The organism is Nocardia sp. NPDC003183, assembly GCF_053590715.1.
This window is the reverse complement of sequence record NZ_JBSFTG010000020.1, coordinates 23,234-49,131: the sequence shown is the minus strand read 5'-3', so window position 1 is coordinate 49,131 and position 25,898 is coordinate 23,234. Positions and strand designations below refer to the sequence as shown.

The following is a 25,898-nucleotide window of genomic DNA, read 5'->3' as shown; positions in this document are numbered from 1 at the left end:
AACACACGGCGTGACAGATCTCCGGTCACCGTATGTCAGAGGTCCGACAATCTGCCGCTGTCGTTGCCGAGGACGGTGATTCGCCCAGTCCGAATCTGGCGTGGACGGCCTTCATCCAGGTGGGAGCCCACCAGCAGTCGTCGCCGAGCAGTTTCATCGTCGCGGGGACCAGGAGCATGCGCAGCACGGTGGCGTCGATGATGAGCGCGGCGATCATGCCGTAAGCGACGTATTGCATGAGGACGAGGTCGGAGAAGGCGAAGGCGCCGGTGACGACGAGCAGGATCAGGGCGGCGGCGGTGATGATGCGGCCGGTGTGGGCGGTGCCGATGCGAACAGCCTCCGTCGTGGAGGCACCCGCGGCCCGCGCTTCGACCATCCGCGAGAGCAGGAAGACCTCGTAGTCGGTGGACAGGCCGTAGATGATGGCGATGATCATCACCAGCATGTTGGCCTGGATGGGTTGCGGGGTGAAGTTCAGCAGACTCGCGCCGTGACCGTCGATGAAGATCACGGTGAGGATGCCCAGCGTCGAGCCGAGGCCGAGCGCGCTCATGAGGGCGGCCTTGATCGGCAGGACCAGCGAACCGAAGGTCAGGAACATCAGCAAGGTGGTGACGAGCAGGACGAGGGCGATCATCCATGGGATGCGCTCGAGCAGCGCGTCGATGCTGTCCTTCTGGATGGTGGGGACACCGCCGACGAGCATCTGGACCCCGTCGGGAAGTTCGATGCCGCGCAGGTACTCGATGGTGTCACCGGCCGCATCGGAGTCTGTGAGCGTCGTTGTGGTGCGGTAGACATCGGACTGCACCGGCGAGCGCGACGGCAGTTCGAACTTCGCCGCCAGCCCGGGTGCCCGGTTGGCCAGTTTCAGGGCCGCACCGATCGCGACGCTGTCGTCGGAGACGAAGATCAGGTCGATCGGATCCGATCGGCGGCCGGGGAAGGTCGCGTCGATCTGCTCCTGCGCGACGCGTGTGCTGTTGTCCGGCGGTAGATATCGTTCGCTGAAGCCACCGAAGGCGAGGTTGCGGGCGGGCAGAATCAGCAGCACCAACACCACGCACAGCACACCCGCGACCTTCACCGGATGCCGCATCACCCACTGGGTGCTTCGACCCCAGAAACCGTTCTCCACCTCGTGCGCGGACTTCGTTCGCCGGAGCCGTCTGCTGCCCCACAGATCCACGCGCGCACCGAGGATCGCGAGCATCGCGGGCAGCAAGGTGATCGCGGTGAGCGCCGCCAGCGACACGGTCGCGATGGCGCCGTAGGCGATGGATTTCAGGAACCCCTGCGGGAACAAGAGCATGCCGCCCGCGCTGGCGATGATCATCGTCGCGGAGTACACCACGGTGCGCCCCGCCGTCGTCATCGTGCGCCGCACCGCCGACGCGGTGTCGTAGCCTTCGGCGAGTTCCTCACGGAAGCGACTCACGATGAACAGCCCGTAGTCGATGGCCAATCCGGCGCCGATCATCGACACCACCGGCGCGACGAAAGAGTTCACCTCGGTGACGTAGGTGAAGGTGCGCACGATCCCGCTCGCACCCGCCATCGTCAACCCACCCACGATCAACGGCAGCGCGGCCGCGACCACACCGCCGAAGATGAAGAACAGCAGCAGGGCGACGACCGGGAAGGCGAGGACTTCCATCCGCCGAATGTCGTCGGACAGGGTGTCGTTGAGTGTTCCCGCCACCGGTTGCAGGCCGCCCACCTGCACGTCGACACCGGGAATCGTGAAGGCGTCCTTCACCTTTCTGGTGTTGCGCAGCATCTCGGTGTCGTTGTCGCCGACGATGGCCACGGCGGCGACCGCACGGGTGCGGTCAGGGGTCGCGAACAGCGAACCACTCGCCCGGCCCGTTTCCGTCGGCCAGTAGGCCCCGTTGACGCCGGAGATCGCGCCGGGATACGCACGAGGCAGGCTGTTGAGGTTGTCGACGATCTTGCGGCTGAACTCGGGATCGTCGACGGTCCGGCCGGGCGGCGCGGTGTAGAGCACCACCACATCGAGGTCGTGGTTGCGACCGAAGGCACTGTCCGCCAAGCGCCCTGCCAGCGCGGATTCCGAGCCGGGATCGTCCATGCCGCCCGAGCTCAGCTCATCGTGCAATCCCAGGCCGTACCCGCCGAGCGCCAGCAATGCGGCCACGACGACGCCGAGTACCGCGAACCGGAATCGATGGACCAGATCGCCCCAGCGCGCGAACACTAGCTCGCCGTCCGTTCATCGGCTCCGAGCGCAATCTCCAAGAGGCCGCGTCCTTTCCCGTGGTTCGCCTGATCTGCCTCCCATCAAAAGTACCGCCACTTCGCGGTTTTCCACCGAACGACTACGCGAGCAGGCTCACCGCGAGATTTCCTGACCTACGACCGCGCGCGCTGATCGACGCCGACCTCCCGTAGCGCGGCGATCAGGAAGTCGTTGACCGCGGCGGTTCGCTCGAGGTGGACGAGGTGGCCCGCCCCCGGAAGTTCCACGACCGCGCGAAGGTCGGTGACATTGGCACGGAGCGTGGCGAGGGGGTCACGACCGCTGAAGCCCTCCATGTCGGGATCGTTCTCGCCGTAGAGGAAGTACGTCGGGACCTCGATCCGGGCGTCGGCGAAAGGCTCGGAGAGCTCCCAGTTGCGATCCAGGTTGCGGTACCAGTTCAAGCCTCCGGTGAAACCGGTCCGTTCGAATTCGGTGGCGAGGGTGTCGAATTCGTCCTCGGTGAGCCAGGCCCACGGCAGCGAGGGCGCCTGGGGCAGCACATCCAGGTAACCCAGACCCGGCGGGTTCTTCCAGGTGTCGAGATAGTGGTAGTCGCCGGAGAGGGAGAAGTAGACGCGGGACAGGAATTCCCGCGGCCGTGCGGCGAGTTCGACATCGGCGACGCCGGGTTGCTGGAAATAGGACAGGTGCAGGAAGTGACGCTGGGCGGCCTTGGTCCAGAACGCCGACGGCGGGCGCGGCGGGCGCGGCGAGTACGGATTGTTCAGCACCACAACGGCTTCGACCCGCTCGGGAGCGCGGAGCGACAGTTCCCACACCAGTTGGGCACCGAAATCGAGGCCGACGAACACGGCCTTCTCGGCGCCGATGTCGTCGAGGAGCGCCAGCAGGTCGCCGATCACGGCCGCATTGGTATAGGCGGCGACATCAGCGGGCGCCTCGGTTCGGCCGTACCCGCGCAGGTCGGGCGCGATGGCCCGGTATCCCGCCTCGGCCACGGCGTCGATCTGCCGGTGCCAGATGAACCCGGTGTGCGGAAAGCCGTGACAGAACACGACCGGGTAGCCCTGCCCCTGCTCGGTGACATGCATCCGGATTCCGCCCGTGTCGAGGAATCTCTGCTCCACTACCGCCTCCAATTTCTAGAACGTGTTCTGATTTGACGGTAGTGTCCGGAGGTCATGAGCGGAACACCCAAGATTCTGGCCGGGCGCGTCGCGGTCGTCACCGGGGCAAGTCGTGGCATCGGCAAAGGCATCGCCCTCGAACTGGGCGCGGCCGGCGCGACCGTGTACGTCACCGGGCGCACCACCGAGCCGGGCAGACTGCCCGGCACCGTGCAGGAGACCGCCGCGATGGTCACCGAGTTCGGCGGGCACGGTGTCGCGGCGGTCTGCGATCACCGCGACGACGGTGCGGTCGAAAAGCTCTTCGCCCGGGTCCGCGAGGAGCAGGGCCGTCTCGACGTGCTGGTCAACAACGTCTACAACTCCCCCGCCGCCGCCCGCTGGCTGGGCCGCAAGTTCTGGGACGTGCCGCCCAAGGCTTGGGACGAGACCTTCGAAATCGGCGTGCGATCGCACTACGTGGCCAGCGTTTTCGCCGCGCCACTGCTGATCGAGTCGGCCGGGCTCATCGTCAATGTCTCCTCCCCCGGCGCGCGGCGGTACATGCACAATGCCGTCTACGGCGTCGGCAAGACCGCGCTGGATCGCCTCACCGCCGACCTCGCCCACGACCTGAACGGCACCGGTGCGACCGCCGTCTCGATCTGGCCGGGAATCGTGGATACCGAACTGCTGCAACTGGTCCCGGCCGACGAACACGGTCACCGCCGGGTGACCCTGCCCGGCGAGGGATCCTTCGATCTCGACGCCGCCGAGACCCCGCGATTCCCCGGGCGCGCCGTGGTGGCACTGGCCGCCGACCCGGGCCGGTCGACTCGCTCCGGGAAGTCCTGGAAAGTCGCCGACCTCGCCGAGGACTACGGATTCACCGACATCGACGGACGCATCCCGCGCGCCGACTGACTCCCCCTAGAATTACCTGCGACAGTGCGTTACATTTACATCGAGGATCAGCCGCTCGATGGCTGTCCAGGTGACAACGGAGAGAAACAATGACGTTCTCGAAAACCGCGGCTGCCGAGTACGCCGAAACCCTGCACACACTGTCGGAAGGGTCGGTCCATCGCCGGTTCGACCCCTACCTCGACATCGACTGGGACGCACCGGAACTCGCGATCGATCGCGACGATCCGCGCTGGGAGCTCTCCGGCGAGCTCGACCCGCTCGGCGCCACGAGCTGGTATCAGAACCTGCCGCTGGAGCGCCGGATCGAGATAGGGCGGTGGCGACAAGCCAACGCGGCCAAGGTCGGGCTGGCATTCGAATCCATCCTGATCCGCGGGATGATGCAGTACGCCATGACCTTGCCCAACGGCTCTCCCGAATTCCGGTACTGCCTCCACGAGATGACCGAGGAGTGCAACCACATCCAGATGTTCCAGGAGCTGGTCAATCGCATCGGCGACGATGTGCCGGGCATGCGGCCGATGTTCCGGGTGATGTCACCGTTCATCGGTGTCGCGGGCGGCTACTTCTGGGCCATTCTGTTCATCGGCATCCTCGGCGGTGAGGAGCCGATCGATCACTATCAGAAGGCGCTGATCCGCTCCGACAAAGAGACCCAGCCCGCCCTCCTGCGGATCATGCAGATCCATATCGCCGAGGAGGCGCGCCACATCTCGTTCGCCAACGAGTTCCTGCGCACCCACATCGCCCGCATGGGCCCGGTGCGCACCGCGGTCTGCGCGGTGGCGTTCCCGATCGCGATGCGCTGGCTGGCCGACGAACTGGTCAAGCCGTCGAAATCCTTCGCCACCAAGTTCGACATCCCCGACGAGGTATTCGACGACGCGTTCTGGCGCAGCCCCACCTCCCGTCAGATCCTCAGCGGATTCTTCGGCGACATCCGAACGCTGGTCGACGAACTCGGCATGATGAACCCGGTGACCCGACAGCTGTGGAAGCTACTGAAAGTCGACGGCGGCTACACCCGCTACCGCGGTGAGCCGCAACGCCGGGCGAGCTGATCGCCACTGATGCCGAGCGAATAACCCGCGTCGTCGTCAACTAAGATCAACGACGGTAATTCTCGGCACCCGAACGAACAGGACTCCCATGGCGCGCAAAGTCGTTGTCACACTTGTCGATGATTTCGATGGCACGTCCGCTGCCGATGCGACTGTCACATTCGGAATCGATGGGGCGGCCTACGAAATCGACCTGTCGGATGCCAACGCGGCACAGTTGCGTGAGGTGTTCGAACAGTGGGTTCCGTACGCGCGTCGCACCGGCCGCGCGAAGGCAGGCGCCGCACGTCGTCTCGGCGCGGCACCGGCGGCAGAATCCACCCGTCGCAACGATCTCACCGAGATCCGGGCGTGGGCTTCGCAGAACGGACACACGGTGTCCAGCCGCGGCAGGATCTCGGCGGACGTCATCTCGGCCTATGAGCAGGCCTCGGCGTAAAGTTTCGGATCGTCGACAGCACGGCGCGCATTCCCTCCGCGCGCCGTGCTGTTTTCGTTTCAGTTGGGCAGCGGGATATCGGCTTTGAATCGCTCGCCCGGCGGGAGACCGCGCAGCACCGCACTGGTCCAGGCGACCGCGGGCGGCCAGCCCGCGACGGCATTGACGATGTGTTCCGGCAGCGGCATCGTGTAGAACCGCAGATCCGCGCCCCGGTTCCAGTAGTCGTGCACCGTCGGTAGTACCGCCGACGTCGGGATCAGTTCGTCCCAGATTCCGTGCCACCAGAAGATCGGGCTGTCCGGAATATGGTGTCCCAGACTCTGGTCCGCGAGAACCTCCATCACCCCCGGTGCCGTTTCGAGTGACTTCCCCGGCTGGAAATAGGCACTGATCGGCCGGTACGCGCCGGCAGCGGCGATCGTGTAAACGCAACGACTGCGCATATCCGCCACGATCGCCTGCCCTTCCGGGGTCAGCAATTCCTTCGCGTCGAACTGATCGGGAAATTCCCGCGACAACGCGGCGAACCCGAGCCACATCGTGAAATTACCGGCGCCGGTAAGGCCCGGCCGCTGGGCGATCGCGTACTGGGCCTGGGCTCGCAGATCGGCGGGGAATCCACCCACCGCGGTGCCGAGCAACCGCACATCGGGGGCGTAGCTCTCGCGGAGTTCAGCCGCCCGGATCGAACCGGAGCCGCCGCCGGAGTACCCGTAGAGCGCGATCCCGGAGTCCGTCAGGCCCAATGCCGAGTTCTTCATGGCGCGCAGGCTGTCGAGCACCATTTTGCCTTCGTCGTAGGTGTTGAAGGTGTTGAACTTGCCGTCGAAGTCGGCGACATTGATCGCGAACCCCTGCGCAAGCCAATACACCGCCAGCGCAGCCTCTTTCATCGTGCCGGTCTGCAATGTGTAGGACGGGTTGCACGACGAATCGGTGGCGTCGATGGCTTCCTGGAAGGACACCACCGGCCGCGGACTGCCCGACCACGGGATACCGGGAACGATCACCGAGGTCGCGGTCGCGATCGGGTTGTCGTGCACGTCGTTGCTCCGGAACAGCAGCTGTTCGGTATGCACCGGGAAGGGTAGGCCGAGCAGGCGTGTCTGCACCGTTCGGGAACGGATGATCTGTCCGGGCGCATAGGAATCGAGCTCCGCCGGGTCGTCGTACCAGGGATCCTCGGCGGGCACCGGGATCGGCAGCATGTCGTAGAGCTGGGGTTCGGCGGGCAGCTGTGGGAGCTGGTTCTGATCCGGCGGGAAACTCGGATACGGGTCACCGGCGGCGGTGCCGACGCTCGATATCGCCAGGCACACCGCCGCCAAGGGCACCGCCGCCCACCTCGTTCCGAGCCTGCGTCCCCACCCCGGGCGAACGGTGGCTGCCGTGCTGCGCTGCATGGCGTCTCCTCTGTCTAGGTGACGCTGATTACAGCACGGTGACTTGTTTCTAACAAGACTTCTTGTTCACAAGTCCACCACTCGCCGTTGACAAGCGATCAATCGTGCCAATATTCTCTTCTTATACGCAGATACTTCTTTCAGGCAGAGTTAGTCGAGAGGCGCCCCCATGACCACCATCGCCACCACCCGCCCCACCAAATCCCGACGGCGCACCATCGGGCGAGCGCTCGGTGCCACCACCCTCGTGCTCGGCCTTGCCGGCGCCGCCGGCTACCTGTGGTTGGGCTACACCTCCGAGGTGCGCAACATCGGCGTCACCGAGTGCGCGAGCCTCGTCCCCGACGGCGGCACCGAGTCCGATCTGCGTGCGGTGTGCGCCACGCTCAGCGCGATGACCGCCGCCTGGGACCGCAACGACGCCGATGCCTTCGGCGCCACGTTCACCGAAAATGCCACCTACACAACGTTTATCGGCACCCACTACCGGGGCCGCGCGGATCTGACCGAGGCGCATCGCGCACTGTTCAACGGCTTCCTGAAAGGCTCCAAGCTCGCGGACTCCTTCCTCGATGCCCGCTTCTACGGCGCCGACGTCGCCATCGTCACCAGCCGCGGCGACCGCTACGACGACGACAAGCCCGCCGAACTGTCCAAGACCCAGACCTACACCCTGGTGCGCGAACCCGACGACCAGTGGCGCATCGCGGCCTTCCACAACACCCAGCGTCAGCCCAGGATGGAGCGGATCTCGTTCCTCTTCGACCCGGCAACCAAGCCGACAGCCGAACGATGAACACCGATCACCTTGTGCGAGTGGACAACCGGCGCGGGGTAGAGTGCGCGTGAACGTTACAGGGGTGTCGGCGCTCGATTCGGGGGAATACGGTGGACGAAGTCTTGGCCTTGATCGGGGTGGGTGGTCTGATCCCCACGATGATCGCCGCGGTGTCTGCGTGGTTCTCCGCGACATTCAGTCGCCGCGTCAGCAAGCGGGCCATCGAAGTCACCATGACCGGCGACACCGCTGCCCCGGTCGTCTCGGAACCGGCGGATCCGGCCACCGGCGACACCGGGACGCCGCGTCGTCGAACAGAGGAATACCTTCGCCAGGTACGCAGCGCGATGGCGCAGAGCACGGCGTTCTTCTGGGCGTACATGATCAGCGGTTGCTGCGGCGTGGTGGTGGTTCTCGCCGCGGCGTCGATGGTGGCGTTCGGCAATCGCGACGCCGCCGCCGCGACCTCGATCATGGGCGCGGTGCCGGTCGGGATCACCGCGCTGTTCTACAAGCGCTCCACCGACCTCGACAAGATCGTGGGCGAGAACCTCACCCGCTTGAGCAAAGCCGACGAGATCGCCGAGGCCAACCGTGCCGCCCACGATGTGGTGTCGCGGATGGGCGTCGGTGCCGATCAGGATCGGCTCCTGGCGATGATCGGTGTGCGGCAGCTCTTTCCCTCCGCCACACCCACCGAGGTGGCCGAACTCCTTCGCACGGTGCCCGTCGAAGCCGGGACGGTGACCTCGCGGGTGTGACGTGCGGACGGCGTTCAGTTGCCGTATTGCGCGGTCTCCGGGCGCTCGATCAAGAGCACGTGCGCGACCTCGTCGGCGACCGGCCGGTGCCGAATTCCCTTGGGCACCACGAACAATTCGCCGGGTCGCAGGATCACGGGTGCGCGGTCTGCCAGTTCGACGCGGAACGTGCCGTCCCAGCAGAGGAAGAGTTCGTCTTCGTCGTGGTGGTGCCAGGGAAACTCACCCGCCAGCCGGGCGACGCGGACGACGGTGTCGTTGACCGTTGCCAGCTCGTGCTGCTGGAACGGGCCGGGCAGGGCTGCGATGGCCGCGGGGATCGAGACGGAACCGGTGGTGCTCGAGGCTGTCATGGTGATCATCGTCGGGCCGCGCGGGGCGACGATCCAGCGCCAATCGAGCATAATTGGTCTGCCTATGGAACCAATTGACGTGACAGATCGGCTCGGCCGCTGGTCGGCGGGGCGTGGGCCGCTGTACGCCCTGCTCGCGGCGGGGTTGCGCGCGCTGATCGAGGACGGCGAACTGGCGCCGGGGGTGCTGCTGCCGCCGGATCGGACACTCGCCGTCGCCTTGTCGGTCGGGCGGAGCACCGTGGTAGCGGCCTACGACCTGCTGCAGGACGAAGGCCGGATCGTGCGGCGGCAGGGCAGTGGCACCCGCGTCGCGGGGACGCCACGGATCGATCCGCCGGCGACCACGAGTGAGCCGATGTTTCTCGACCTGCTCGAGCCGCGATCCGACGTGATCTCGCTGGCCTGCGCGGCGCCGGACCGGCCGCCGGTCGAACTGGCCGAGTCCTACGCGGCGATGCTGCCCGCGTTGGCCGCGACGACCGACGACATCGGCTACTACCCGTCGGGCCATCCGACGCTTCGGGAGGCCGTCGCCGAGTACTACCGGGGGCGCGGGCTGCCGACCGAGGCCGGGCAGATCCTCGTCACCGCCGGTGGGCAACAAGCACTGTCGTTGCTCGCCCGGGCTTACCTTCGGCCCGGCGATCACGTCCTCGTGGAAGCCCCGACCTACCCGGGGGCGTTGGAAGCCTTTCGCGCGGAGGCGGCGGTCGTCTCCGGACTGCCGCCCGGACTGCACGGTTTCGCGGGCGCGATCCGAGACCGTCGGCCCGCACTCGCCTACGTGATCCCCACCTTTCAGAACCCGACAGGGTCGGTGCTTTCCACGCTCGTGCGCCGCGGTCTCGCGGAAACATCAGCAGCAGAGGGGATTCCGCTGATCGATGACGAGGTGCTCGCCGAACTCGGTTTCCCGGGCCAGGAGACTCCGCCGCCCCTTGCCGTGTTCGCCGACACCGTGATCACCGTCGGTTCGCTGAGCAAGAGCGTCTGGGGCGGACTACGTATCGGCTGGATACGCGCGGCGACCCCCGTCGTGGCCAAGCTCGCCAGACTGCGCGCGGTGCACGATCTCGGCGGCAATCTTCCTGCCCAGCTGGCCGCGGCCGAGCTACTCCCCCGCCGCGACGGCATGCTGCGCACCCAGGCCGCCGAACGCGAGCGCCGCCACGACCACCTGTGTGCCGAGCTCGCGCGCCGGATTCCCGAATGGGACGTGGCGCGGGTCCGGGGCGGACAGACGCTCTGGATCCGGCTACCGCACGGTGATGGCGCCTCCTTCGCACAAGCCGCACTGCGACACCGTATTTCGATCCTGGCCGGCGGCGGGCTCGATCCGACCGGCGGCAGCGACCGTTATCTGCGGATCCACTTCCTGCATCCGCTGGAGACCCTCACCACCGCAGTCGATCGCCTCGCGCAAGCGTGGCGTACCTACCGCCCGCCGACCACACTCACTGCCGCCGCACCTCCGCTCGCGCTGTAGCCGACGCAGAGGTTGACCTTGACGCAGCGTCAGGGTTGCACCCTTGTCGCATGACGAACAACGACATCTCCTCGACGAAGCCCGCACCGCCGGTCGGCGGGTTCACCGAGATCGACGGCAATCGCCTTTTCGTCCATCGGTCGGGCAGTGGTGGACCGGCGGTGGTCTTCCTGCCCGGCGCGAGTGCGGTCGGCCTCGACTATTTCGGTGTGCAGCAGCAGGTTTCGCAGTTCACCAGCGCCGTGGTGTACGACCGCGGCGGCACCGGCTACAGCGATCCGCTGCCCCTGCCCCGCACCGCCACCGCGGTCGCCACAGAATTGCACCAGCTGCTGGGCACTCTCGACGAACTCTCAGGCCCTTATGTTCTCGCTGCCCACTCACTCGGATGCCTCTACGCGCACCGGTTCGCGCAGCTGTACCCGCGGGACGTGGCCGGACTGATCTGGATGGACGGCTTGCACCGAGACTGGGACGAGTTCATGCCACCGGCGATGGGACTGGCCGCGGCCGCGACGCCCGCACCCGATGCCGAGCAGCTCGAACGCCTGCGTACAACCCTTCGCGAAATGGCCGCCGGGCTGCTCGCGGACTACCCGGAACCGGTGCGGCGAGCATTGACGGAGGCGAAGGCGAGCGACGAGTGGATCCGGGCGGGCTTCGCCGAGCGCAACGGATTGCCGGAACTGGCCTCCGAATTGCACGCCGGGCCCAACATTCCCGACATTCCGCTGGTGGCGCTCAGCGTGCTGGGCCCGGACCCACACCAGTCGCCCGAGGCGCTGGCCGAGATCCACGACGGCAGGCGGCGAATGGACGCGGCGATGGTACGCGGGGTTTCCCAGGGGCAACAGCGCATTCTCTCCGACACCGTGCACCACCGGCTCTGCTTCGATCGCCCCGATGCCGTGGTCGAGGCGATCCGCGATGTCATCGACCAGGTTCGTCGCCGCTAGGATCGGCGCGGTGCTCACCATCGGCCAACTCGCGGCGACCGTCGGCGTGACCGTGCGCACCGTACGCCACTACCACCAGGTCGGCCTGTTGCCCGAGCCCGAGCGCGACGCCTCCGGCTATCGCCGCTACCCCGCGCAGGCGGCGGTCGATCTCATCCGGATCAGAACCCTCGCCGACGCGGGCGTTCCGCTGTCCCGGATCGACGCGCTGCTCCACGCCCAACCGGCCGAATTCGCCACGGCCATCAGCGAGATCGACACCGCGCTCGGGCGCAAGATCGATCAGCTCGCCGAGTACCGCCAGCGGATCGCCGAACTGGCAAGCGGCGAAAGCCTTTTCCTCCCCGGCGAGGTGGTCGCCCTGCTGAACCGGATGCGCGGTCTCGGCATCAGCGAACAACGGATACGCCTCGAGCGTGACGCCTGGATCTTGTTGCACGCGTTGGACGCCGACGCGATCCCGCACCGGGTCCGGGAGAAGAACGCCGAATTCGACGACCCGGAAACCATCCGCCTGTACCGCGCGGTCGATGAATCGGTCGACTGGCACCCCCACGACCCACGCCTCGACCGCCTCATCGACGACCTCGACGCCTGGGAAATCGCCCACACCCGCGGCCCCACCCGCTCCACCGAACTGGTCGCTTCCCGCATCGCGGAGTCCTCCCCCGCCTGGCAACGCATCGTCGACGCACTCACCCACCGCGCCGAACACCGAGCCTCCGGAACCTGACCCGATTGCGCGGTCGGTATCACGCTGGTCCGGACCGCGTCGGATCACTGCGCCGCGCTGCGACGCGGCACGTAGCGCGAGCTCAGCACGGCGATCGCGACGAAACACACGGCTGTCAGAATGATCCCGATGCGCGCACCGATGATCGGATCCGGAGCAGCCAGGCACCCACCCAACAGTGCGATCCCGATCGCCATTCCGACCTGACGCGAGGTGTTGAGGACTCCCGATGCCAGACCGGCACAGCGCGGCTCCGCGGAGGCCATCGCCGCACCGTTGCAGCTGGGCCCGAACAGTCCGCAGCCGAATCCGACGACCGCGGAGCCGAACAGCACGGCGGGCCACCTGTCCGGCTCTCCCACCGCCGAACACATGACAGCCCCGACCCCAGCGGTGAGGGACCCCGTGATCAGCAACCACCTCATCCCACGGTCCGCCCACCGGCGGTTGAGTACCAGGGTCGCGAACGTCCACAGAACAGCGAACGGCAGGAAGAACAATCCAGTGGTGCGGGCGTCGTAGTCCCACTGTGTCTGCAGGAACACCGCGAGCATGAATTGCAGGCCGTAGGCGCCGAATTGGAAAGCGAACCCGTTCGCGATCGAGGCGGAGAAGGGTGCGCTGCGCAACATCGTCAACGGCAGGACCGGCGACGGAACCCGCGATTCGGCCCCGACGAACCCCACCAGGAAGAGCACGGACGCGGCAAGGAGTACCAGCGTCAACGGCGACGACCAGCCACGTTCACCACCTTCGATCAGACCGCCGACGAGTGCCCCCAGACCCGCGATCGCCAGGAGTTGGCCTGTCCAGTCGAAGGATCCGTCGTCACGGCGTGCGGTTTCGGCGATGTGCCGCCAGGTCAGCCACAGCGCCGTCGCTCCGATCGGCACGTTGAGCAAGAAGATGGATCGCCAGCCCAGTACCTCGGTGAGCAGTCCGCCACCGATCGGCCCGGCAACCAGTGCGACACCGCCGGTCGCGCCCCACACGGTGATCGCGCGTGCGCGCTGCGTCGCGTCCGGATACATCCGGGCGATGATCGCCAGCGTGGTGGGCAGGACTCCGGCGGCGAAGATCCCTTGAACGCACCGCGCGACGAGGAGCACCGGCAAGGTCGCACTCACAGCGCAGATCAGCGACGCGACGGTGAATCCGCCCAGCGCCCAGGCGAACACCCGGCGCGCGCCGAGCCGATCAGCCAGCGTTCCCGCGCTGAGCAGCAGCGCGGCCAGCGGAATTGTGTAGACGTTCACCAACCACTGCACGGCCACCATCGACCCGCCTGTCTCGGCCCGAATCGACGGCAACGCGATATTCAGCGCGCTGCCGTCCAGCAGAATCATGAAGAACCCCAGGCAGAGTGCGGCCAGGGCGGCGGTTGTGTTCGGCGACCGCTCGCGACTCCTGCCCGATTGCGCGGACTCGTCCGCTGTCACAGACGCCCGTTCCGAACCCGCTGCCCCCATCGCGCCGCCTTTCGTCGATCCTGTACCTATGAGTACAGATCGCCACTGTACCTACTGATAGGTACAGTTGGGCGATGACCGCGTCCGAGCGATTGATCGAGAGCATGCACACCCTGCTGTGGGAACGCGGCTACTCGGGCACGAGTCCGCGAGCGGTCCAAGAGCTCGCCGGTGCCGGACAAGGCAGCATGTACCACCATTTTCGCAGCAAGGCGGCCCTGGCCGTCGCTGCCGAGCTGCAGATGAGCGACGAGCTGAAACACCAGATCACCGCCCGGCTGGACAGCGGGTCCACCACCCGCGAGAAGGTCTCGGCATTCTTGACCCTCGACGAAAATGTGCTGCGCGGTTGCCGACTCGGGCGGCTCGTCCAAGACGCGGCAGTGGTGGACGACGATTCGCTACGAGAGCCGATAGCCACGACGTTCGACTGGATCCAGGATCAGATCCGGCAAGTCCTCGCCGAGGGCAGACGAAACGGGGAACTCGACCCGAACCTGGATGTCGACGACCTCGCCGCCACGATTCTCGCTGTCCGACAGGGCGCCTATGTCCTTGCTCGCGGCGCACAGTCGAGCGAACCGTTTCGCCGGGCCACCCGGGGCATCCTTCAACTTCTGCCGCGATAGCCGAGGCCACACGCCGTCCCGCACGGTGCCCTGGATGCCACGCCCGGCCAGTTCGGCGTTGATCACGCCCGGCGAACAGTTGATCATGGATCCGTCTACGAAATATGTTCAGAGAGGCCGGTTTCGACATGGCGGTAGTGACCGTCCCACATATCAGGCACAGGGTCGTCGAGGTCGACGGGGTGCGGGTCTTCTATCGAGAGACCGGACCCGCGAACGCCCCGACACTGCTTCTCCTGCACGGCTTTCCGTCGGCCTCGCACCAGTTCCGACGGCTCATGGACGCCCTCGGTGGCCGATTCCGGCTGATCGCCCCCGACTATCCCGGTTTCGGGCACACCGAGGTCCCCGACGGTTTCGTCTACTCCTTCGAACGGCTGGCCGACATCGTCGAAGGCTTCGTCGACGCGATCGGCCTGGACCGATTCGTGCTGTACGCCTTCGACTTCGGCGGACCGGTCGGCCTGCGTCTGGCCACCCGCCGCCCCGCGTGGATCGCGGGTCTGATCGTGCAGAACGCGAACACCTACGACGAAGGCCTGTCCGACATGGCACGCGCGATGACCGCGAACAAGCCGGGACAGCCGGGCGCACAGGACAACGTTCGCCAGATCCTCGAACTGCCCGTCACCCGCGGCCAATACGAGGGCGGCACCACCGATCTCGAACTCGTCGCACCCGACGGCTGGACCCTGGACCAGCATTTTCTCGACCTCCCCGGCCGCAAGGACGCGCAGGTACACCTGGCCCTCGACTACCACACCAATGTGGCGCTCTACCCGGTGTGGCAGCAGTGGTTGCGCGAGCACCGGCCGCCGACGCTGGTGCTGTGGGGTCGCAATGACGCCTTCTTCCCCGAGGCGGGCGCCAACGCCTACCTCCGCGATCTCCCCGACGCCACCATCCACCTCTTCGAGACCGGCCATTTCGCGCTCGAGGAGAACCTTCCCGAAATCGCCCCGCTCATCAGTGATTTCGTGGACGGTCTGCGCCGGCGCCAGCCGATGAGGATCGCTGTCATCGGCGCCACGGGCAATCTCGGCGGTGCGGTTGTCCGCGCGGCGACTGCTCGCGGCATGCAGGTCACCGCGCTCGGCCGGGACACGGTGGATGTCACCGACGCGGCCTCGGTCAAGAATGCCGTCGCGGGACACGACGCCGTCGTCGCGGCGGTCAAGGGCGATGATCGACTGGTGCCGCGTGGCGCCGAGACCCTCCTGGCAGCCCTGCCCCTCGCCGGGGTCGACCGCCTGGTGTTCCTCGGCGGTGGCGGCAGCCTCGAATACGCACCGGGACAGCGCTTCCTCGATTCTCCGGAGTTCCCCGCCCAGTACCTGGCGACGGCCCGTGACCAGAGCGAGGCGCTGGAAATACTGCGTGCCGCCGACTCCCCGGTCCGGTGGTCCTACGTCAGCCCGCCGCCGGTGCACCTGGTCCCCGGCGAGGCGACCGGCGTCTATCGGGCCGAGGCTCGCGACACCCCGATCGTGGACACCGCTGGTGAAAGCCGGATCAGCGTGGGCGATTACGCGAGCGCGATCGTCGACGCGCTGGAGGACAACACTTTCGTCGGCCTGCGCTTCACCGTCTCGTACTGAGCGGTGCCGCGCCGACCTCAGCGCCGGAGAAGCTCGCGCAGGGCGGCGGTGACGGTCCGGGGGTCCTCCTCGACCACGAAGTGACCCGTGTCGACGGTGCGGTGGTCGAGGTCGGGTGCCCAGCTCGACCACAGTGCCGCCGCTTCGTATCCGAGCGCGGCGCCCCAGTCCTGCTGCATGACCGTGACGGGCATGGACAGCCTGGCGCCTGCCGCGCGGTCGGCGCGGTCGTGGTCGATATCGATCGTTGCCGAGGCACGATAGTCGGCCACGATCGAGGGGACAGCGCCGCGACAGGCGTCGAGGTACGCGGCGCGCACGGGCGCGGGGATCGCGTCCGGAGTCTTCGCCCACTGGTCGAGGAAGTAGGCGAAGAACGCGTCGGCGCTGGCGGCGATCATCTGTTCTGGCAGTCCGGGCGGCTGTGCCATCAGGTACAGGTGGAATCCGACGGCGGCGGTCGAGCCGTGCAGCACGTCCCACATGTCGAGTGTGGGCAGCACGTCCAGGCAGGCGAGATGGGTGACCGCGTCGGGGTGGTCGAGCCCGGCACGGAAGGCCACCAAGGCGCCGCGGTCGTGACCGGCGAGCGCGAAGCGGTCGTGACCGAAGACAGCGGCGGCGGCGACGATATCGGCGGCCATACTCCGCTTGGAGTAGGTGCCGGTGCCGGCTGCCGCGGGTTTGTCGCTGTCGCCGTAGCCGCGCAGGTCGGGGACTATCACTGTGTGGTCGGCCGCCAGGTCGGCGGCGACGTGACGCCACATCAGGTGGGTCTGCGGGAAGCCGTGCAGCAGCACGATCGGGGTTCCCGCACCGGCGACGGCGACGTTGAGGGCGACATCGTCGGCGACCGGGACGCGGTGGTAGTCGAAACCGGGAATGGTGCGGGTCATCGCGTGGGCTCTCGCTTCGTTCGAAGGGTGTTCCGCGGGGTCTGCGCGGATCGAGTTCGAGCGTGCGGTGTCGTGATGAGCAGCCGATGAACGCGCACTACATTGGCCTGATGCGGTTTCAGGTGCTCGGACCGGTCATCGCGCACGACGACCGCGGTGCGCCGGTCGCGCTGCGCGGTCCGCGCTACCGCGAGGTGCTGGCACGGCTGATCCTCGCGCACCGGCGGGTCGTTCCGGTCGGTCGCCTGGTCGAGGATCTGTGGGACGAGCCGCCCCCGAACGCGGTGGGTGCGGTCCGTACCTTCGTCGCCGGATTGCGGCGAGCACTGGAACCGGATCGCCCGCCACGCACGCCGCCACGTCTGCTCGTCACCGAGGGGCTCGGTTACGCGCTGCGACCCGAACCGGCGGATGTCGACGCGTGGCGATTCGACGATGCGGTGCGTTCGGCGGCAACCCTGCCGCCGGAAGCGTCGTTCTCGCTGCTCACCGCCGCACTGAGCTGGTGGCAAGGGCCTGCCTATACCGACTTCGCCGACGCCGGATGGGCGCAGGCCGAACGGTCGCGGCTCACCGAGCAGCGGTTGTTGGCCGTCGAGCGTCGTGGGGCGGCGCAATTGGCACTGGGTGCCGCCGCCGCCGCGGTTCCCGACCTCGACGCGCACGTCGCCGAACATCCCTGGCGTGAAGACGCGTGGGGGCTGCTGGCCACGGCCCTCTACCGTTCGGGCCGCCAGGCCGACGCGCTCGCGGTCCTCGCCAGGGCGCGGCGGATGCTGGCCGATGATCTGGGCATCGACCCCGGACCGGCGTTGCGCCGCCTCGAACACGACCTGCTCCGCCAGGCCGACTACCTCGACCCGGTCGCGACCGACCCCACAGCACGGGTGTGGGAACAGGCGCGTGCCGCCTACGACAGCGCGGTCCCACCGCGTACGAGGACGCGGCTGGAATCGACCGCGGGCTTGATGCGCGATCTCGCGGTCACGGGTGGCGGCGGTCTGGCGGCCGCACGCGCCCACCGGATTTCGGCGGTGGTCGCCGCCGACGACCTCGGTGACGCCGAGCTGACCGCGCGGGTGATCGGCATCTACGACGTCCCCGCGATCTGGACCCGCTCCGACGACCCGGCGCAGGATCGACGCCTCGTGGGTATCGCCGAGAAGACGCTCCTGCGCCTGCCCGCCCACGATGATGCCGATCGAGCCAGGCTGCTGGCGACCATCGCTGTCGAATCGCGCGGCGCTCTGCCGGTGGACGATCCGACCGAGGCGGGACTGCGCCCGCTGCGTGCCGCCCGCCAGGCCGAGGAGATCGCCCGGCGTCTGCACGACCCCGCCCTGCTGGCCTTCGCACTCAACGGTGTGTTCATGCAGAGCTTCCAGCGAGCGGGACTGGCGCACCGGCGCGACGCTGTCGGCACCGAGATCATCGCGGTGGCGGCCACCAGCAAACTCGCGACCTACGAGGTTCTCGGCCACCTCATCCTCATCCAAACACGATGCGCCTCAGCGGATTACACGGGCGCCGACCGACACGCCGATGCCGCGGACGCGCTCGCGCGGCGTTATGAATTGCCGCTGGTGGAGGTGTTCACCACCTGGTACCGCGCCTTACGGACCAGTGCGACAACAGACCTCGCGGTTGCGGAAGCCGCGTACGCAACGGCGGCCGCCTCACTCACCGGAGCAGGCATGCCGGGACTCGACCGTGGCCTGTTGCCACTGGCGCGGCTGAGCCTGGCTCTGCGGCGGCGCGAGACCGGCAGGATCGCCACGATCGCCCCCGAGACGGACTGGGGTCCCTATAAAACCTGGGTCGAACCCATCCTCCTCGTCACGCGGGGCGAGCTCGACGGTGCGCGAGAGGCCTTGCGCACCATGACATCCCCACCGCGCGACCTGCTGTTCGAAGCACTGTGGGCCATCGTGGCACACGCGGCCACCGCCGTCGGCGATCGCGAGACCATGCGCCGAGCCCGGACCCAGCTGGCCCCCGCGGCGGCCGAAACAACAGCGCAGAGTGGACTTCTCAGCGTAGGCCCGGTTCGCACCTACCTCGACGAGATCGATGCGGCGCTGCTGCGATCGCCGGTCGGATGAGGCCGAACTGCGCGCCGCCCGAGTCGGCCGATGCGATCAGGAGAAGACATAGTCGGTGAGTGGGAAATGACCACTGCGCCAGCCAGATTCGATGGTGGAGGTGGGTCGTAGGGGGACGTCGCCGTGTTTGTCGAAATAGTAACTGTTGGCGGTGACGCAGCTTTCGTCCCAGAACACCTGGCCGCCGCGGCGGGCGAGCATCTCACGGAAGTAGCGGTCGTTGGCTTCCTCGGTGACCTCGATGCGGTCCGCGTCGTTGGCCCTGGCGTGGTGCAGGCAGCGCAAGATGTGGCGGGTCTGGTTCTCGATCAGGGTGAAATAGGAGGCCCCGTTGTAGCCGTAGGGGCCGATGATGGAGAAGAAGTTCGGGAAGCCGGGGACGCTCACGCCCTCGTAGGCTTGCAGCCGGTTCTCGTCCCACCAGGTCTCCAGATCGCGGCCACCGACGCCGTGCAGGTCATAGGTCGGCATATTGCCCGATTCCATGACCTTGAAGCCGGTGGCGAGGATCAGCACGTCGGCGCGATGTTCGGCACCCGTGGCGGTGCGCACGCCGGTGGCGGTGATCTCGCTGATCGCCGCGGTTTCCAGGGTCACGTTCGCACGGTTGAAGGTCGACAGATAGTCGTTGGAGAAGCTCGGCCGTTTGCACCCGAGGGCGTATCGCGGGGTCAGCGCGTCCCGGACGACGGGGTCTTTCACTTGACGCCGCAGATGGGCCAGGCCCGCGCGTTCGCCGATGGCGGCGGTGGGCAGCGAGCGGTGATAGTGGGCGGCGAGCGGGAAGGTGACCTCCACGTAGGTCTGACTCACCAGGCGGGTCACGGTCCGTCCGCCGGGGACCTTCAGCGCCAGCCGGGCGGCGAGCGGCAGCGGCAGGTCCGGGCGCGGCAGGCACCAGATCGGCGTGCGCTGGAACACCGTCAGATGTTGCACCTGCGAGGCGATCTCCGGAATCACCTGGACCGCCGAGGCGCCGGTGCCGATGATCGCCACCCGCTTGCCCCGCAGGTCCTGGCGATGATCCCAGCGCGAGGTGTGCATGGTCGCGCCCGCGAAGCCTTCGATGCCGGGGATATCGGGCAGTTTGGGGCGGGTGAGCACACCGGTCGCGCTGATCACGAACCGTGCGGTCAGATCGTCGCCGTCGGTGGTGTGCAGCACCCAGCGGTCGGCCCGCTCGTCGAAATCCGCGCCGACCACGGTGGTACCGAAGCGGATGCGCGGACGGAGTTCGTACTTGTCCACACACGATTCGGCATAGGCCTTGAGTTCGCGACCCGGCGCGTAGACCCGTGACCAATCGGTGCGCTGTTCGAAGGAGAACTGGTAGCTGAACGACGGGATATCCACGGCGACACCGGGATAGGTGTTCCAGTGCCAGGTGCCGCCCACGCCGTCGGCCTCGTCGATGATCACGAAGTCGTCGAACCCGGCCTTGCGCAACTCGATCGCCACGCCGATGCCGGAGAAGCCGGCGCCCACGATGACGATCTCGTGGTCGATTCCCTTGGTGCTCATGCGATCTCCTTCACGAGTGCGGCCGACGGATGCAGGCGGCGGGGCCGGGCGACGGTGCGCACGACACAGCCCGCGTCCTCGGCGTAGACGATGCTGTCCACCTGATGCTCGATGCCGTCGACGGTGCGCACGCCCAGCGGCACCAACCGTGCGATCGGCCAGGTCACCAGGGTGCAGTGCGGTTGCCGCAGGGTGCGGTAGTAACTGTTGTGCACCGCGACGCCCGCGGTGTCGTCCGGTGTCAGGCGGTGGCGCAGCCACGAATCACGCACCTGGACACGCAGATTGACACCGGCGATGAGTCGCAGGAGTCTTTGCGGCATCGCCGCGGCAGGCAGCGGAACGCGCGGGAGCACCCACACCGCCTCGGTCTGGAACACCGTCACCCGTGCGGCCTCGGCGGCGATACCGGGCAGCAGGCGCGCGGCGGCCGCCCCGCTACCGATGATCGCGACCCGCTGACCGGTGAACTCGTGCCGGGGCGCGAAGGCTGTGCGGTGCACCTGGGAACCGGTGAAGGTGTCGGCGAAACGCAGCGTCGTCATTTCGCCACCGGTTCGTAGGTGAGCTCGTCGGACCAGGACGGTCTGCGGCCGAGCACCCGGATCGGGAACCGATCGATGCAGGCGTTGGACACATCGGCCAGTAACTGGAACGGCTGACGACGGTGAATCGTGGCCTTCCCGTGCATCTTCACCACGTGGTAGAGCGGGAGCTTGCGGATGGCCGGGCTGCGCTGCCCCACGTTCTCGAAACGGCGCACCGCCTGCCACAGCTTCTCCTCGTCGAGGCCCAGCGCCATGATGTTGGTCGACATCCGTGACAGCAATGGCGCGTACAGCAACGCGCCGAGCACAAACGAGGGGCGCACCGCGAAACCGGCTGTCTCGATGACGGTTCGGCGCAGCGGTCCCGCGCCGAGTTGTTCGAGAACCTGGAAACCTACTGCGAGGTGGCGGGATTCGTCGCTGTTGATGTGCCGGAACACCTCGTGGCACACCGGGTCGTCGACCTCGTCGAGCAGGAACTTCACCAGCGCGCCGTCGAGGGCGGTCTCCAGTGACGGGATGACGGTGCCGAGCACGGGCAGGGTCAGCTGGTCGGCGTAGCGGTCGAGCCAGCTGATGACGAGGCGAATGTTCTTGTTGGGCACCGGCATCGCCTCGCCGTCGGGGAGCATGCCCCAGCGGCGCATCAACGCCAGTTCCGCGTTGGCGTGCTTTTGTTCCTCGGCGTGGAAGTACCGGTAGATCTCCCGCAGTGGGCCGGGTGGCGCCTGGCGGGTCAGGGCGGCGAAGCCGCGCGCGCCGACGTGTTCGATCCACACCAGGTCGGCCATGAAGGTGGCCAATCGCGGGCGTTGCTCGTCGGTGATGGTGTCGGCGCCCGGTGCGTCCCAGTCGATATCGGCCAGCGCCCACTGCTTGGCGCGAATCGTGGCGAGCATGTCGGGGTAGGCGAACGTCATTGTTCGATCTCCTTCGGTGTGGATCAGCGCACGACCCGCTCCAGCAGGCCCGCCGAACGGGTATAGGTCGCGGGTAGCCAGCGTTTGGCCTGCCACAGCACCTTGGCCTCGAGCTGCGGCACCACATACAGCTCGCCGCGGTCCACCGCGTCCAGCGTGGTGCGGGCGATGGCGGCGGGCGCGCGGCCGGTCCAGCGCAGCAGCAGCCCGCCGAGCCGCTCGGCGGTGTCGTCCATCGGCGAATCCGCGGTCATGATGCTGGTTTTCACGCCGGTCGGGCACAGCACCGTGACGCCGACGCCGGTGCCGGCCAGCTCGGCCGACATCGTCTCCGACAGCGCCAGCACACCCGCCTTGCTGACGTTGTAGGCGGCCATCCGCGGTGCCGCGCCGAACGCGGCCGCCGAGGCGACGTTCACCAGCGACCCGTGCCCAGCCGCACGCAGGATCGGCGCGAAGACATGGCAGCCGTGGATCACGCCCCAGAGATTCACCCCGAGCGTGCGGTGCCAGTCGTCGAGGGCGAACTCGCCGACCACCGGTCCGCCCGCGCCGATGCCCGCGTTGTTGACGACAACGGTGGGCGGGCCGCCGAACCAATCCTGCGCGGTGGCCGCCAGCTGTTCGACCTCGTCGATCACGGTGACATCGCAACGGGTACCGATCGCCTCGGCGCCCGCCGCCTCCACCAGTTCAGCGGTTTCGGCCGCACGGTCGGGGTCGATATCGGAGCACACGACGCGCCCGCCTCGACGACCAAGTTCGACGGCGAACGCACGTCCGATTCCGCTGCCCGCGCCGGTCACCACAGCATCGGCGGCAGCGGTTCGGCGGTGTCCGCCGAAGGGGAACAATCGCATGGCAACTCCCGGGTCGACCCAGCGAGGCTCTAATTGGTGGCATCTGCCACCATTGGCCGCACCTGACACCAATTAGGCGCGCGGAGGAGTACTTTGTCAACCATGGATGTGCGCGCACCGGCACGGACCTGGGGCGGGCGGACCGCCGAGGAGCGCAGGGCGCAGCGGCGGATCGGCCTGGTCGAGGCCGCCCTCGATATCTGGCTCGACCACGGCTGGGCCGCGGTGACCATGCGCGGTGTCTGCCAGCGGGCCTCGCTCAACGATCGCTACTTCTACGAGCACTTCGCCGACCGCGACGAACTACTGGCCGAGGTCTGGGACGAGGTGTGCGCCGGGGTGTTCGCCGAACTGGCGAGCGTCGTCGCCGAGAACGCCGACCGGACCCCCCTCGAGATCACCCGCGCGGCCATCGCCTGCGCCGTCGGATTGCAGACCGATCTGCGCGGTCGTGCCCGGATTCTGCTGGCCGATCACGCGGGCAGCGCCGTGCTCGAACAGCGCCGCAAGACCATGCTCACCGACGCGACCGATCTGCTCATCGCCGCCGCGTGGCCCTATCTGCGCCCCGACGTCGACGAAACCGCCATGCGGATGAGCACATTGGCCGGCATCGGCGGCTTCATCGAACTACTGTCCGCGTGGCGTTCCGGTGTGCTCGACGTGGACGCCGAGCGCATCGTCGATCACACCAGCGCGATCGCGGCGCAACTCGGCGCGATGTTCCTTCCCCCGGAGATCATCGGATGATTCGCGCCGCCCGCCGGGCAGCGTTCGGCGCGACCGCGCGGCGGTACTACGCGGATCCTTTCAGCGCGCGCAAGCCGGCCGCCATGAACTCCGGGGTGGCCTCGGCGGCCCGGTCGGCGGCGGAACCGGTGTCGGAACCCTGATGGGCACGATGGGTGATGCCCTCGCCGATGATGCCGAGTTTGAAGTTGGCCAGCGCGAGGTAGAAGCCCCAGTTGTCGAGCTCGCGCCCGGACGCGATGGCGTAGGCCTGGGCGAGAGTGTCGGCGCTCGGCAGGCGCGGGCTGGTCCACGCCGCACGGGTCCCGAGGATCACGTCGAAGATCGGCGACCGGTAGACGCACATCAGGGCGACATCGGTGAGCGGGTCACCGAGGGTGGACAGCTCCCAATCGACCACGGCACGAACCTTTTCCGGTTCGGCGCTGTCGAGGATCGTATTGTCGATGCGGAAGTCCCCGTGCACGATCGAGGCCGATGTCTCCGGCGGGATCGCGGCGGCCAGTGCGGCATGCAGGGCTGCCACATCCGCGAGCTCGCGAGTTTTGACCCGCTCCCACTGGGATGCCCAGAGCTTGACCTGCCGGGCCACGAAACCGGTCGGCCTGCCGAATGATTCGAGACCGACAGCGCCCGGGTCCACCGCGTGCAGATCGGCGAGGACGCGGACCAGCGCGCACACACTCGAATCCACCTGTTCATCGGTGAGCGCGGCCAGGTCGTCCTGGTCGCGAAACACCGTCCCGTCGACGAACTCGACGACGGTCATCGGCGCGCCCAGCGCGGATCCGGTCGCGTCGAAGGCGATCGTTCTCGCCACGGGCACGGCCGATGCCTGCAACGCGCTGGTGACGGTGTACTCGCGGGCCATATCGTGCGCGGACGGGGTGAGCCCGGCGACCGGCGGGCGGCGCACCACCCAGCGCGAGACGTCATCGGCGGCGGCGAAGGTCAGATTCGACCGGCCCCCACTGATCAGTTCGACGCGCAGCTCGCCTTCCACCTCGACGCCGTTGGCGCGCAGGAACTGTTCCAGCGCGGCGATGTCCATGCCCGGCAGTGTCATTCGGAGTCCCGCTTCGTCCGCTTGGCGGCGCTCACCGCGCGTTTGGCGATGGCCCAGCGATGCACCTCGGAGGGACCGTCGTAGATCCGGAACGGGCGCACCTCGCGCGAGAGTCGCGCCAGCGGCAGATCGGCGGAGACGCCGAGCCCGCCACACATCTGCATACTCCGGTCGACGATGCGGAAGATCGCCTCGGCGGCATAGGTTTTCGCGATCGAGGTGGCATTCGCGGCGGGCTCGCCACGGTCGAGTTCCCAGCAGGCACGGGTCAGCAGTGCGCGGGTGGCGGCGATGTCGATCTCGTTGTCGGCGATCATCTTCTGGACCATGCCGAGGTCGCCGAGGCGCGAACCGAAGCCCTCGCGGTGCGCCACGTGCGCGACCGCGACGTCATGACCGCGACGCGCGGCGCCGAGCCAGCGCATCACATGGGTCATGCGGGCGGGGCCGAGCCGCACCTGGGCGTATTCGAAGCCTCGGTCCACTTCGCCCAGTACCGCGGACTCCGGGACGAGAAGGTCGTCGAAGAAGACCTCGCAGTGGCCACCGATCATCGACTTGTCGAGGGTGTCCAGATGGCGGCCGACCCGAATGCCCGGGCTGTCGGCGGGTGCCAGGAACATCGTGGCGCCGCCGCGCCGGCCCGGCTCGCCCGAAGTGCGGGCCATGATGATGAAGAACCCCGCCCCGTCGGCGCCGGTGATGAACCATTTGTGGCCGGTGATGCGCCAACCGCCGTCGGCACGGACCGCGCGGGTGCTCAGTGCGGAGGGGTCCGAGCCCGCACCCGGCGCCGGCTCGGTCATGGCGAAGGCCGAGCGCACCTCGCCGCGAGCGAGCGGGGCGAGGAACTGCTGTTTCTGCTCCGGGTCGGCGATATGGGCGAGCATGTGCACATTGCCCTCGTCGGGGGCGGCGATATTGAGGGCCGTCGGGCCGAACAGCGAGTAGCCCGCCTCCTCGAACACCGGGGCACGGTTCGACATGTCCAGACCGTGGCCACCGTATTCGAGCGGCGCGTGCGGGGCGAAGACACCGGCGTCACGGGCGGCCTGCTGGAGTTCGAGGCGCAGCTTCTCGCCACCGGCCGCGGCGATGTCGCCGTCGTGCGCGTCTTCGACCGGGAGCACGTGGTCGCGGACGAAGGTGCGGGTGCGGTCGGCCAGCCGCTGCACCTCGGACGGATAGGACAGGTCGATCGGCACGGGTCCGCTCCTCGGCTCGGTTGCCGAACGATCGCTCGGCAAATATCTGTTACGACAGTCGCACGCGCGTATTCATGCTGTCAACAAGCCTGGTAGGG

General features: G+C 67.7%; 24 protein-coding genes. 12 read left to right on the top strand and 12 right to left on the bottom strand.

Annotation, left to right across the window (positions count from 1 at the left end; genetic code table 11):
* Window positions 1-25: 25 nt before the first annotated feature.
* Window positions 26-2,221, bottom strand: coding sequence for an MMPL family transporter (locus ACWDXS_RS32690; protein WP_449971722.1), 2,196 nt, complete (start codon window positions 2,219-2,221; stop codon window positions 26-28).
* A gap of 155 nt (window positions 2,222-2,376) precedes the next feature.
* Entirely contained in the window at window positions 2,377-3,318 is a 942-nt protein-coding gene (locus ACWDXS_RS32685; protein WP_449971823.1) for an alpha/beta fold hydrolase, read from the bottom strand.
* Window positions 3,319-3,408: 90 nt separating this feature from the next.
* Here ACWDXS_RS32685 and ACWDXS_RS32680 point away from each other — a divergent pair, with 90 nt between their 5' ends.
* From ACWDXS_RS32680 to ACWDXS_RS32670, 3 genes are all read left to right on the top strand, one after another.
* The gene (locus tag ACWDXS_RS32680) at window positions 3,409-4,257 is read left to right on the top strand and encodes an SDR family NAD(P)-dependent oxidoreductase (RefSeq protein ID WP_449971719.1); all 849 of its coding nucleotides are present in this window, start codon (window positions 3,409-3,411) and stop codon (window positions 4,255-4,257) included.
* Between the two features lie 89 nt (window positions 4,258-4,346).
* Window positions 4,347-5,321 carry an AurF N-oxygenase family protein gene (locus ACWDXS_RS32675; protein ID WP_378995102.1) on the top strand — a complete coding sequence of 325 codons (975 nt, stop codon included), beginning with the start codon at window positions 4,347-4,349 and terminating at the stop codon, window positions 5,319-5,321.
* A gap of 88 nt (window positions 5,322-5,409) precedes the next feature.
* Entirely contained in the window at window positions 5,410-5,760 is a 351-nt protein-coding gene (locus tag ACWDXS_RS32670) for a histone-like nucleoid-structuring protein Lsr2 (protein ID WP_378630144.1), read from the top strand.
* 59 nt (window positions 5,761-5,819) lie between these two features.
* Here ACWDXS_RS32670 and ACWDXS_RS32665 read toward each other — a convergent pair whose 3' ends face one another.
* Window positions 5,820-7,166, bottom strand: a complete 1,347-nt coding sequence (locus ACWDXS_RS32665; RefSeq protein WP_449971716.1) for a lipase family protein — start codon at window positions 7,164-7,166, stop codon at window positions 5,820-5,822.
* A gap of 169 nt (window positions 7,167-7,335) precedes the next feature.
* Here ACWDXS_RS32665 and ACWDXS_RS32660 point away from each other — a divergent pair, with 169 nt between their 5' ends.
* Together ACWDXS_RS32660 and ACWDXS_RS32655 are read left to right on the top strand one after the other, a co-directional pair.
* Window positions 7,336-7,962 carry an SgcJ/EcaC family oxidoreductase gene (locus tag ACWDXS_RS32660; protein ID WP_449971713.1) on the top strand — a complete coding sequence of 209 codons (627 nt, stop codon included), beginning with the start codon at window positions 7,336-7,338 and terminating at the stop codon, window positions 7,960-7,962.
* A 92-nt stretch (window positions 7,963-8,054) separates the two neighbouring features.
* The gene (locus ACWDXS_RS32655; RefSeq protein ID WP_379313710.1) at window positions 8,055-8,705 is read left to right on the top strand and encodes a TRADD-N-associated membrane domain-containing protein; all 651 of its coding nucleotides are present in this window, start codon (window positions 8,055-8,057) and stop codon (window positions 8,703-8,705) included.
* Window positions 8,706-8,719: 14 nt separating this feature from the next.
* Here the strand turns inward: ACWDXS_RS32655 and ACWDXS_RS32650 are convergent, their stop codons facing one another.
* Window positions 8,720-9,058 carry a cupin domain-containing protein gene (locus ACWDXS_RS32650; RefSeq protein WP_387448639.1) on the bottom strand — a complete coding sequence of 113 codons (339 nt, stop codon included), beginning with the start codon at window positions 9,056-9,058 and terminating at the stop codon, window positions 8,720-8,722.
* A 79-nt stretch (window positions 9,059-9,137) separates the two neighbouring features.
* On the opposite strand from ACWDXS_RS32650, the gene ACWDXS_RS32645 reads away from it, so the two are divergent.
* The 3 genes from ACWDXS_RS32645 to ACWDXS_RS32635 are packed head-to-tail and all read left to right on the top strand — an operon-like array spanning window position 9,138 to window position 12,236.
* Window positions 9,138-10,547, top strand: coding sequence for an aminotransferase-like domain-containing protein (locus tag ACWDXS_RS32645; RefSeq protein ID WP_449971709.1), 1,410 nt, complete (start codon window positions 9,138-9,140; stop codon window positions 10,545-10,547).
* A gap of 50 nt (window positions 10,548-10,597) precedes the next feature.
* Window positions 10,598-11,503, top strand: a complete 906-nt coding sequence (locus tag ACWDXS_RS32640; RefSeq protein WP_449971706.1) for an alpha/beta hydrolase — start codon at window positions 10,598-10,600, stop codon at window positions 11,501-11,503.
* Window positions 11,475-12,236: a MerR family DNA-binding transcriptional regulator gene (locus tag ACWDXS_RS32635; RefSeq protein WP_449971703.1), complete on the top strand. Its 762-nt coding sequence runs from the start codon at window positions 11,475-11,477 to the stop codon at window positions 12,234-12,236. The genes ACWDXS_RS32640 and ACWDXS_RS32635 overlap by 29 nt, the downstream gene beginning before the upstream one ends.
* A gap of 44 nt (window positions 12,237-12,280) precedes the next feature.
* On the opposite strand, the gene ACWDXS_RS32630 is transcribed toward ACWDXS_RS32635, so the two are convergent.
* Window positions 12,281-13,675, bottom strand: coding sequence for an MFS transporter (locus tag ACWDXS_RS32630; protein WP_449971700.1), 1,395 nt, complete (start codon window positions 13,673-13,675; stop codon window positions 12,281-12,283).
* Window positions 13,676-13,779: 104 nt separating this feature from the next.
* Here ACWDXS_RS32630 and ACWDXS_RS32625 point away from each other — a divergent pair, with 104 nt between their 5' ends.
* Window positions 13,780-14,334: a TetR/AcrR family transcriptional regulator gene (locus tag ACWDXS_RS32625; RefSeq protein ID WP_378995120.1), complete on the top strand. Its 555-nt coding sequence runs from the start codon at window positions 13,780-13,782 to the stop codon at window positions 14,332-14,334.
* Between the two features lie 128 nt (window positions 14,335-14,462).
* Window positions 14,463-15,932 (top strand): alpha/beta fold hydrolase, encoded by a 1,470-nt coding sequence (locus tag ACWDXS_RS32620; RefSeq protein WP_449971697.1) that lies wholly within the window; start codon window positions 14,463-14,465, stop codon window positions 15,930-15,932.
* Window positions 15,933-15,949: 17 nt separating this feature from the next.
* On the opposite strand, the gene ACWDXS_RS32615 is transcribed toward ACWDXS_RS32620, so the two are convergent.
* Window positions 15,950-16,828: an alpha/beta fold hydrolase gene (locus tag ACWDXS_RS32615; RefSeq protein WP_449971694.1), complete on the bottom strand. Its 879-nt coding sequence runs from the start codon at window positions 16,826-16,828 to the stop codon at window positions 15,950-15,952.
* Window positions 16,829-16,938: 110 nt separating this feature from the next.
* Between ACWDXS_RS32615 and ACWDXS_RS32610 the strand changes: the two genes are divergently transcribed.
* Entirely contained in the window at window positions 16,939-18,930 is a 1,992-nt protein-coding gene (locus ACWDXS_RS32610) for an AfsR/SARP family transcriptional regulator (protein ID WP_449971691.1), read from the top strand.
* 36 nt (window positions 18,931-18,966) lie between these two features.
* Here the strand turns inward: ACWDXS_RS32610 and ACWDXS_RS32605 are convergent, their stop codons facing one another.
* From ACWDXS_RS32605 to ACWDXS_RS32590, 4 genes are read right to left on the bottom strand one after another with little or no spacing between them, the layout of a single operon-like run.
* Window positions 18,967-20,451, bottom strand: a complete 1,485-nt coding sequence (locus tag ACWDXS_RS32605) for a flavin-containing monooxygenase (protein ID WP_449971688.1) — start codon at window positions 20,449-20,451, stop codon at window positions 18,967-18,969.
* On the bottom strand, window positions 20,448-20,996 hold the full coding sequence (locus ACWDXS_RS32600; protein ID WP_387448667.1) for an NAD(P)/FAD-dependent oxidoreductase: 549 nt from the start codon (window positions 20,994-20,996) through the stop codon (window positions 20,448-20,450). The genes ACWDXS_RS32605 and ACWDXS_RS32600 overlap by 4 nt, the downstream gene beginning before the upstream one ends.
* Entirely contained in the window at window positions 20,993-21,919 is a 927-nt protein-coding gene (locus tag ACWDXS_RS32595; protein WP_379313058.1) for a ferritin-like domain-containing protein, read from the bottom strand. Before ACWDXS_RS32595 ends, ACWDXS_RS32600 begins: the two co-directional genes overlap by 4 nt.
* Window positions 21,920-21,942: 23 nt before the next feature.
* Window positions 21,943-22,779: an SDR family NAD(P)-dependent oxidoreductase gene (locus ACWDXS_RS32590; RefSeq protein ID WP_449971683.1), complete on the bottom strand. Its 837-nt coding sequence runs from the start codon at window positions 22,777-22,779 to the stop codon at window positions 21,943-21,945.
* Between the two features lie 102 nt (window positions 22,780-22,881).
* Here ACWDXS_RS32590 and ACWDXS_RS32585 point away from each other — a divergent pair, with 102 nt between their 5' ends.
* Entirely contained in the window at window positions 22,882-23,529 is a 648-nt protein-coding gene (locus ACWDXS_RS32585; RefSeq protein WP_378995136.1) for a TetR/AcrR family transcriptional regulator, read from the top strand.
* 46 nt (window positions 23,530-23,575) lie between these two features.
* On the opposite strand, the gene ACWDXS_RS32580 is transcribed toward ACWDXS_RS32585, so the two are convergent.
* Both ACWDXS_RS32580 and ACWDXS_RS32575 read right to left on the bottom strand, forming a co-directional pair.
* Window positions 23,576-24,595, bottom strand: coding sequence for a phosphotransferase family protein (locus tag ACWDXS_RS32580; RefSeq protein ID WP_449971680.1), 1,020 nt, complete (start codon window positions 24,593-24,595; stop codon window positions 23,576-23,578).
* Entirely contained in the window at window positions 24,592-25,800 is a 1,209-nt protein-coding gene (locus ACWDXS_RS32575) for an acyl-CoA dehydrogenase family protein (RefSeq protein WP_378995140.1), read from the bottom strand. Before ACWDXS_RS32575 ends, ACWDXS_RS32580 begins: the two co-directional genes overlap by 4 nt.
* Window positions 25,801-25,898 lie beyond the last annotated feature (98 nt).

Coding starts and splice junctions, on each gene's coding strand:
- ACWDXS_RS32660 (WP_449971713.1), top strand. CDS start 7,336: ATGACCACCATCGCCACCACCCGCCCCACCAAATCCCGACGGCGCACC.
- ACWDXS_RS32625 (WP_378995120.1), top strand. CDS start 13,780: ATGACCGCGTCCGAGCGATTGATCGAGAGCATGCACACCCTGCTGTGG.
- ACWDXS_RS32675 (WP_378995102.1), top strand. CDS start 4,347: ATGACGTTCTCGAAAACCGCGGCTGCCGAGTACGCCGAAACCCTGCAC.
- ACWDXS_RS32595 (WP_379313058.1), bottom strand. CDS start 21,919: ATGACGTTCGCCTACCCCGACATGCTCGCCACGATTCGCGCCAAGCAG.
- ACWDXS_RS32650 (WP_387448639.1), bottom strand. CDS start 9,058: ATGACAGCCTCGAGCACCACCGGTTCCGTCTCGATCCCCGCGGCCATC.
- ACWDXS_RS32665 (WP_449971716.1), bottom strand. CDS start 7,166: ATGCAGCGCAGCACGGCAGCCACCGTTCGCCCGGGGTGGGGACGCAGG.
- ACWDXS_RS32685 (WP_449971823.1), bottom strand. CDS start 3,318: ATGCATGTCACCGAGCAGGGGCAGGGCTACCCGGTCGTGTTCTGTCAC.
- ACWDXS_RS32680 (WP_449971719.1), top strand. CDS start 3,409: ATGAGCGGAACACCCAAGATTCTGGCCGGGCGCGTCGCGGTCGTCACC.
- ACWDXS_RS32620 (WP_449971697.1), top strand. CDS start 14,463: ATGGCGGTAGTGACCGTCCCACATATCAGGCACAGGGTCGTCGAGGTC.
- ACWDXS_RS32610 (WP_449971691.1), top strand. CDS start 16,939: ATGCGGTTTCAGGTGCTCGGACCGGTCATCGCGCACGACGACCGCGGT.
- ACWDXS_RS32605 (WP_449971688.1), bottom strand. CDS start 20,451: ATGAGCACCAAGGGAATCGACCACGAGATCGTCATCGTGGGCGCCGGC.
- ACWDXS_RS32590 (WP_449971683.1), bottom strand. CDS start 22,779: ATGCGATTGTTCCCCTTCGGCGGACACCGCCGAACCGCTGCCGCCGAT.
- ACWDXS_RS32580 (WP_449971680.1), bottom strand. CDS start 24,595: ATGACACTGCCGGGCATGGACATCGCCGCGCTGGAACAGTTCCTGCGC.
- ACWDXS_RS32600 (WP_387448667.1), bottom strand. CDS start 20,996: ATGACGACGCTGCGTTTCGCCGACACCTTCACCGGTTCCCAGGTGCAC.
- ACWDXS_RS32635 (WP_449971703.1), top strand. CDS start 11,475: ATGTCATCGACCAGGTTCGTCGCCGCTAGGATCGGCGCGGTGCTCACC.
- ACWDXS_RS32585 (WP_378995136.1), top strand. CDS start 22,882: ATGGATGTGCGCGCACCGGCACGGACCTGGGGCGGGCGGACCGCCGAG.
- ACWDXS_RS32615 (WP_449971694.1), bottom strand. CDS start 16,828: ATGACCCGCACCATTCCCGGTTTCGACTACCACCGCGTCCCGGTCGCC.
- ACWDXS_RS32670 (WP_378630144.1), top strand. CDS start 5,410: ATGGCGCGCAAAGTCGTTGTCACACTTGTCGATGATTTCGATGGCACG.
- ACWDXS_RS32640 (WP_449971706.1), top strand. CDS start 10,598: ATGACGAACAACGACATCTCCTCGACGAAGCCCGCACCGCCGGTCGGC.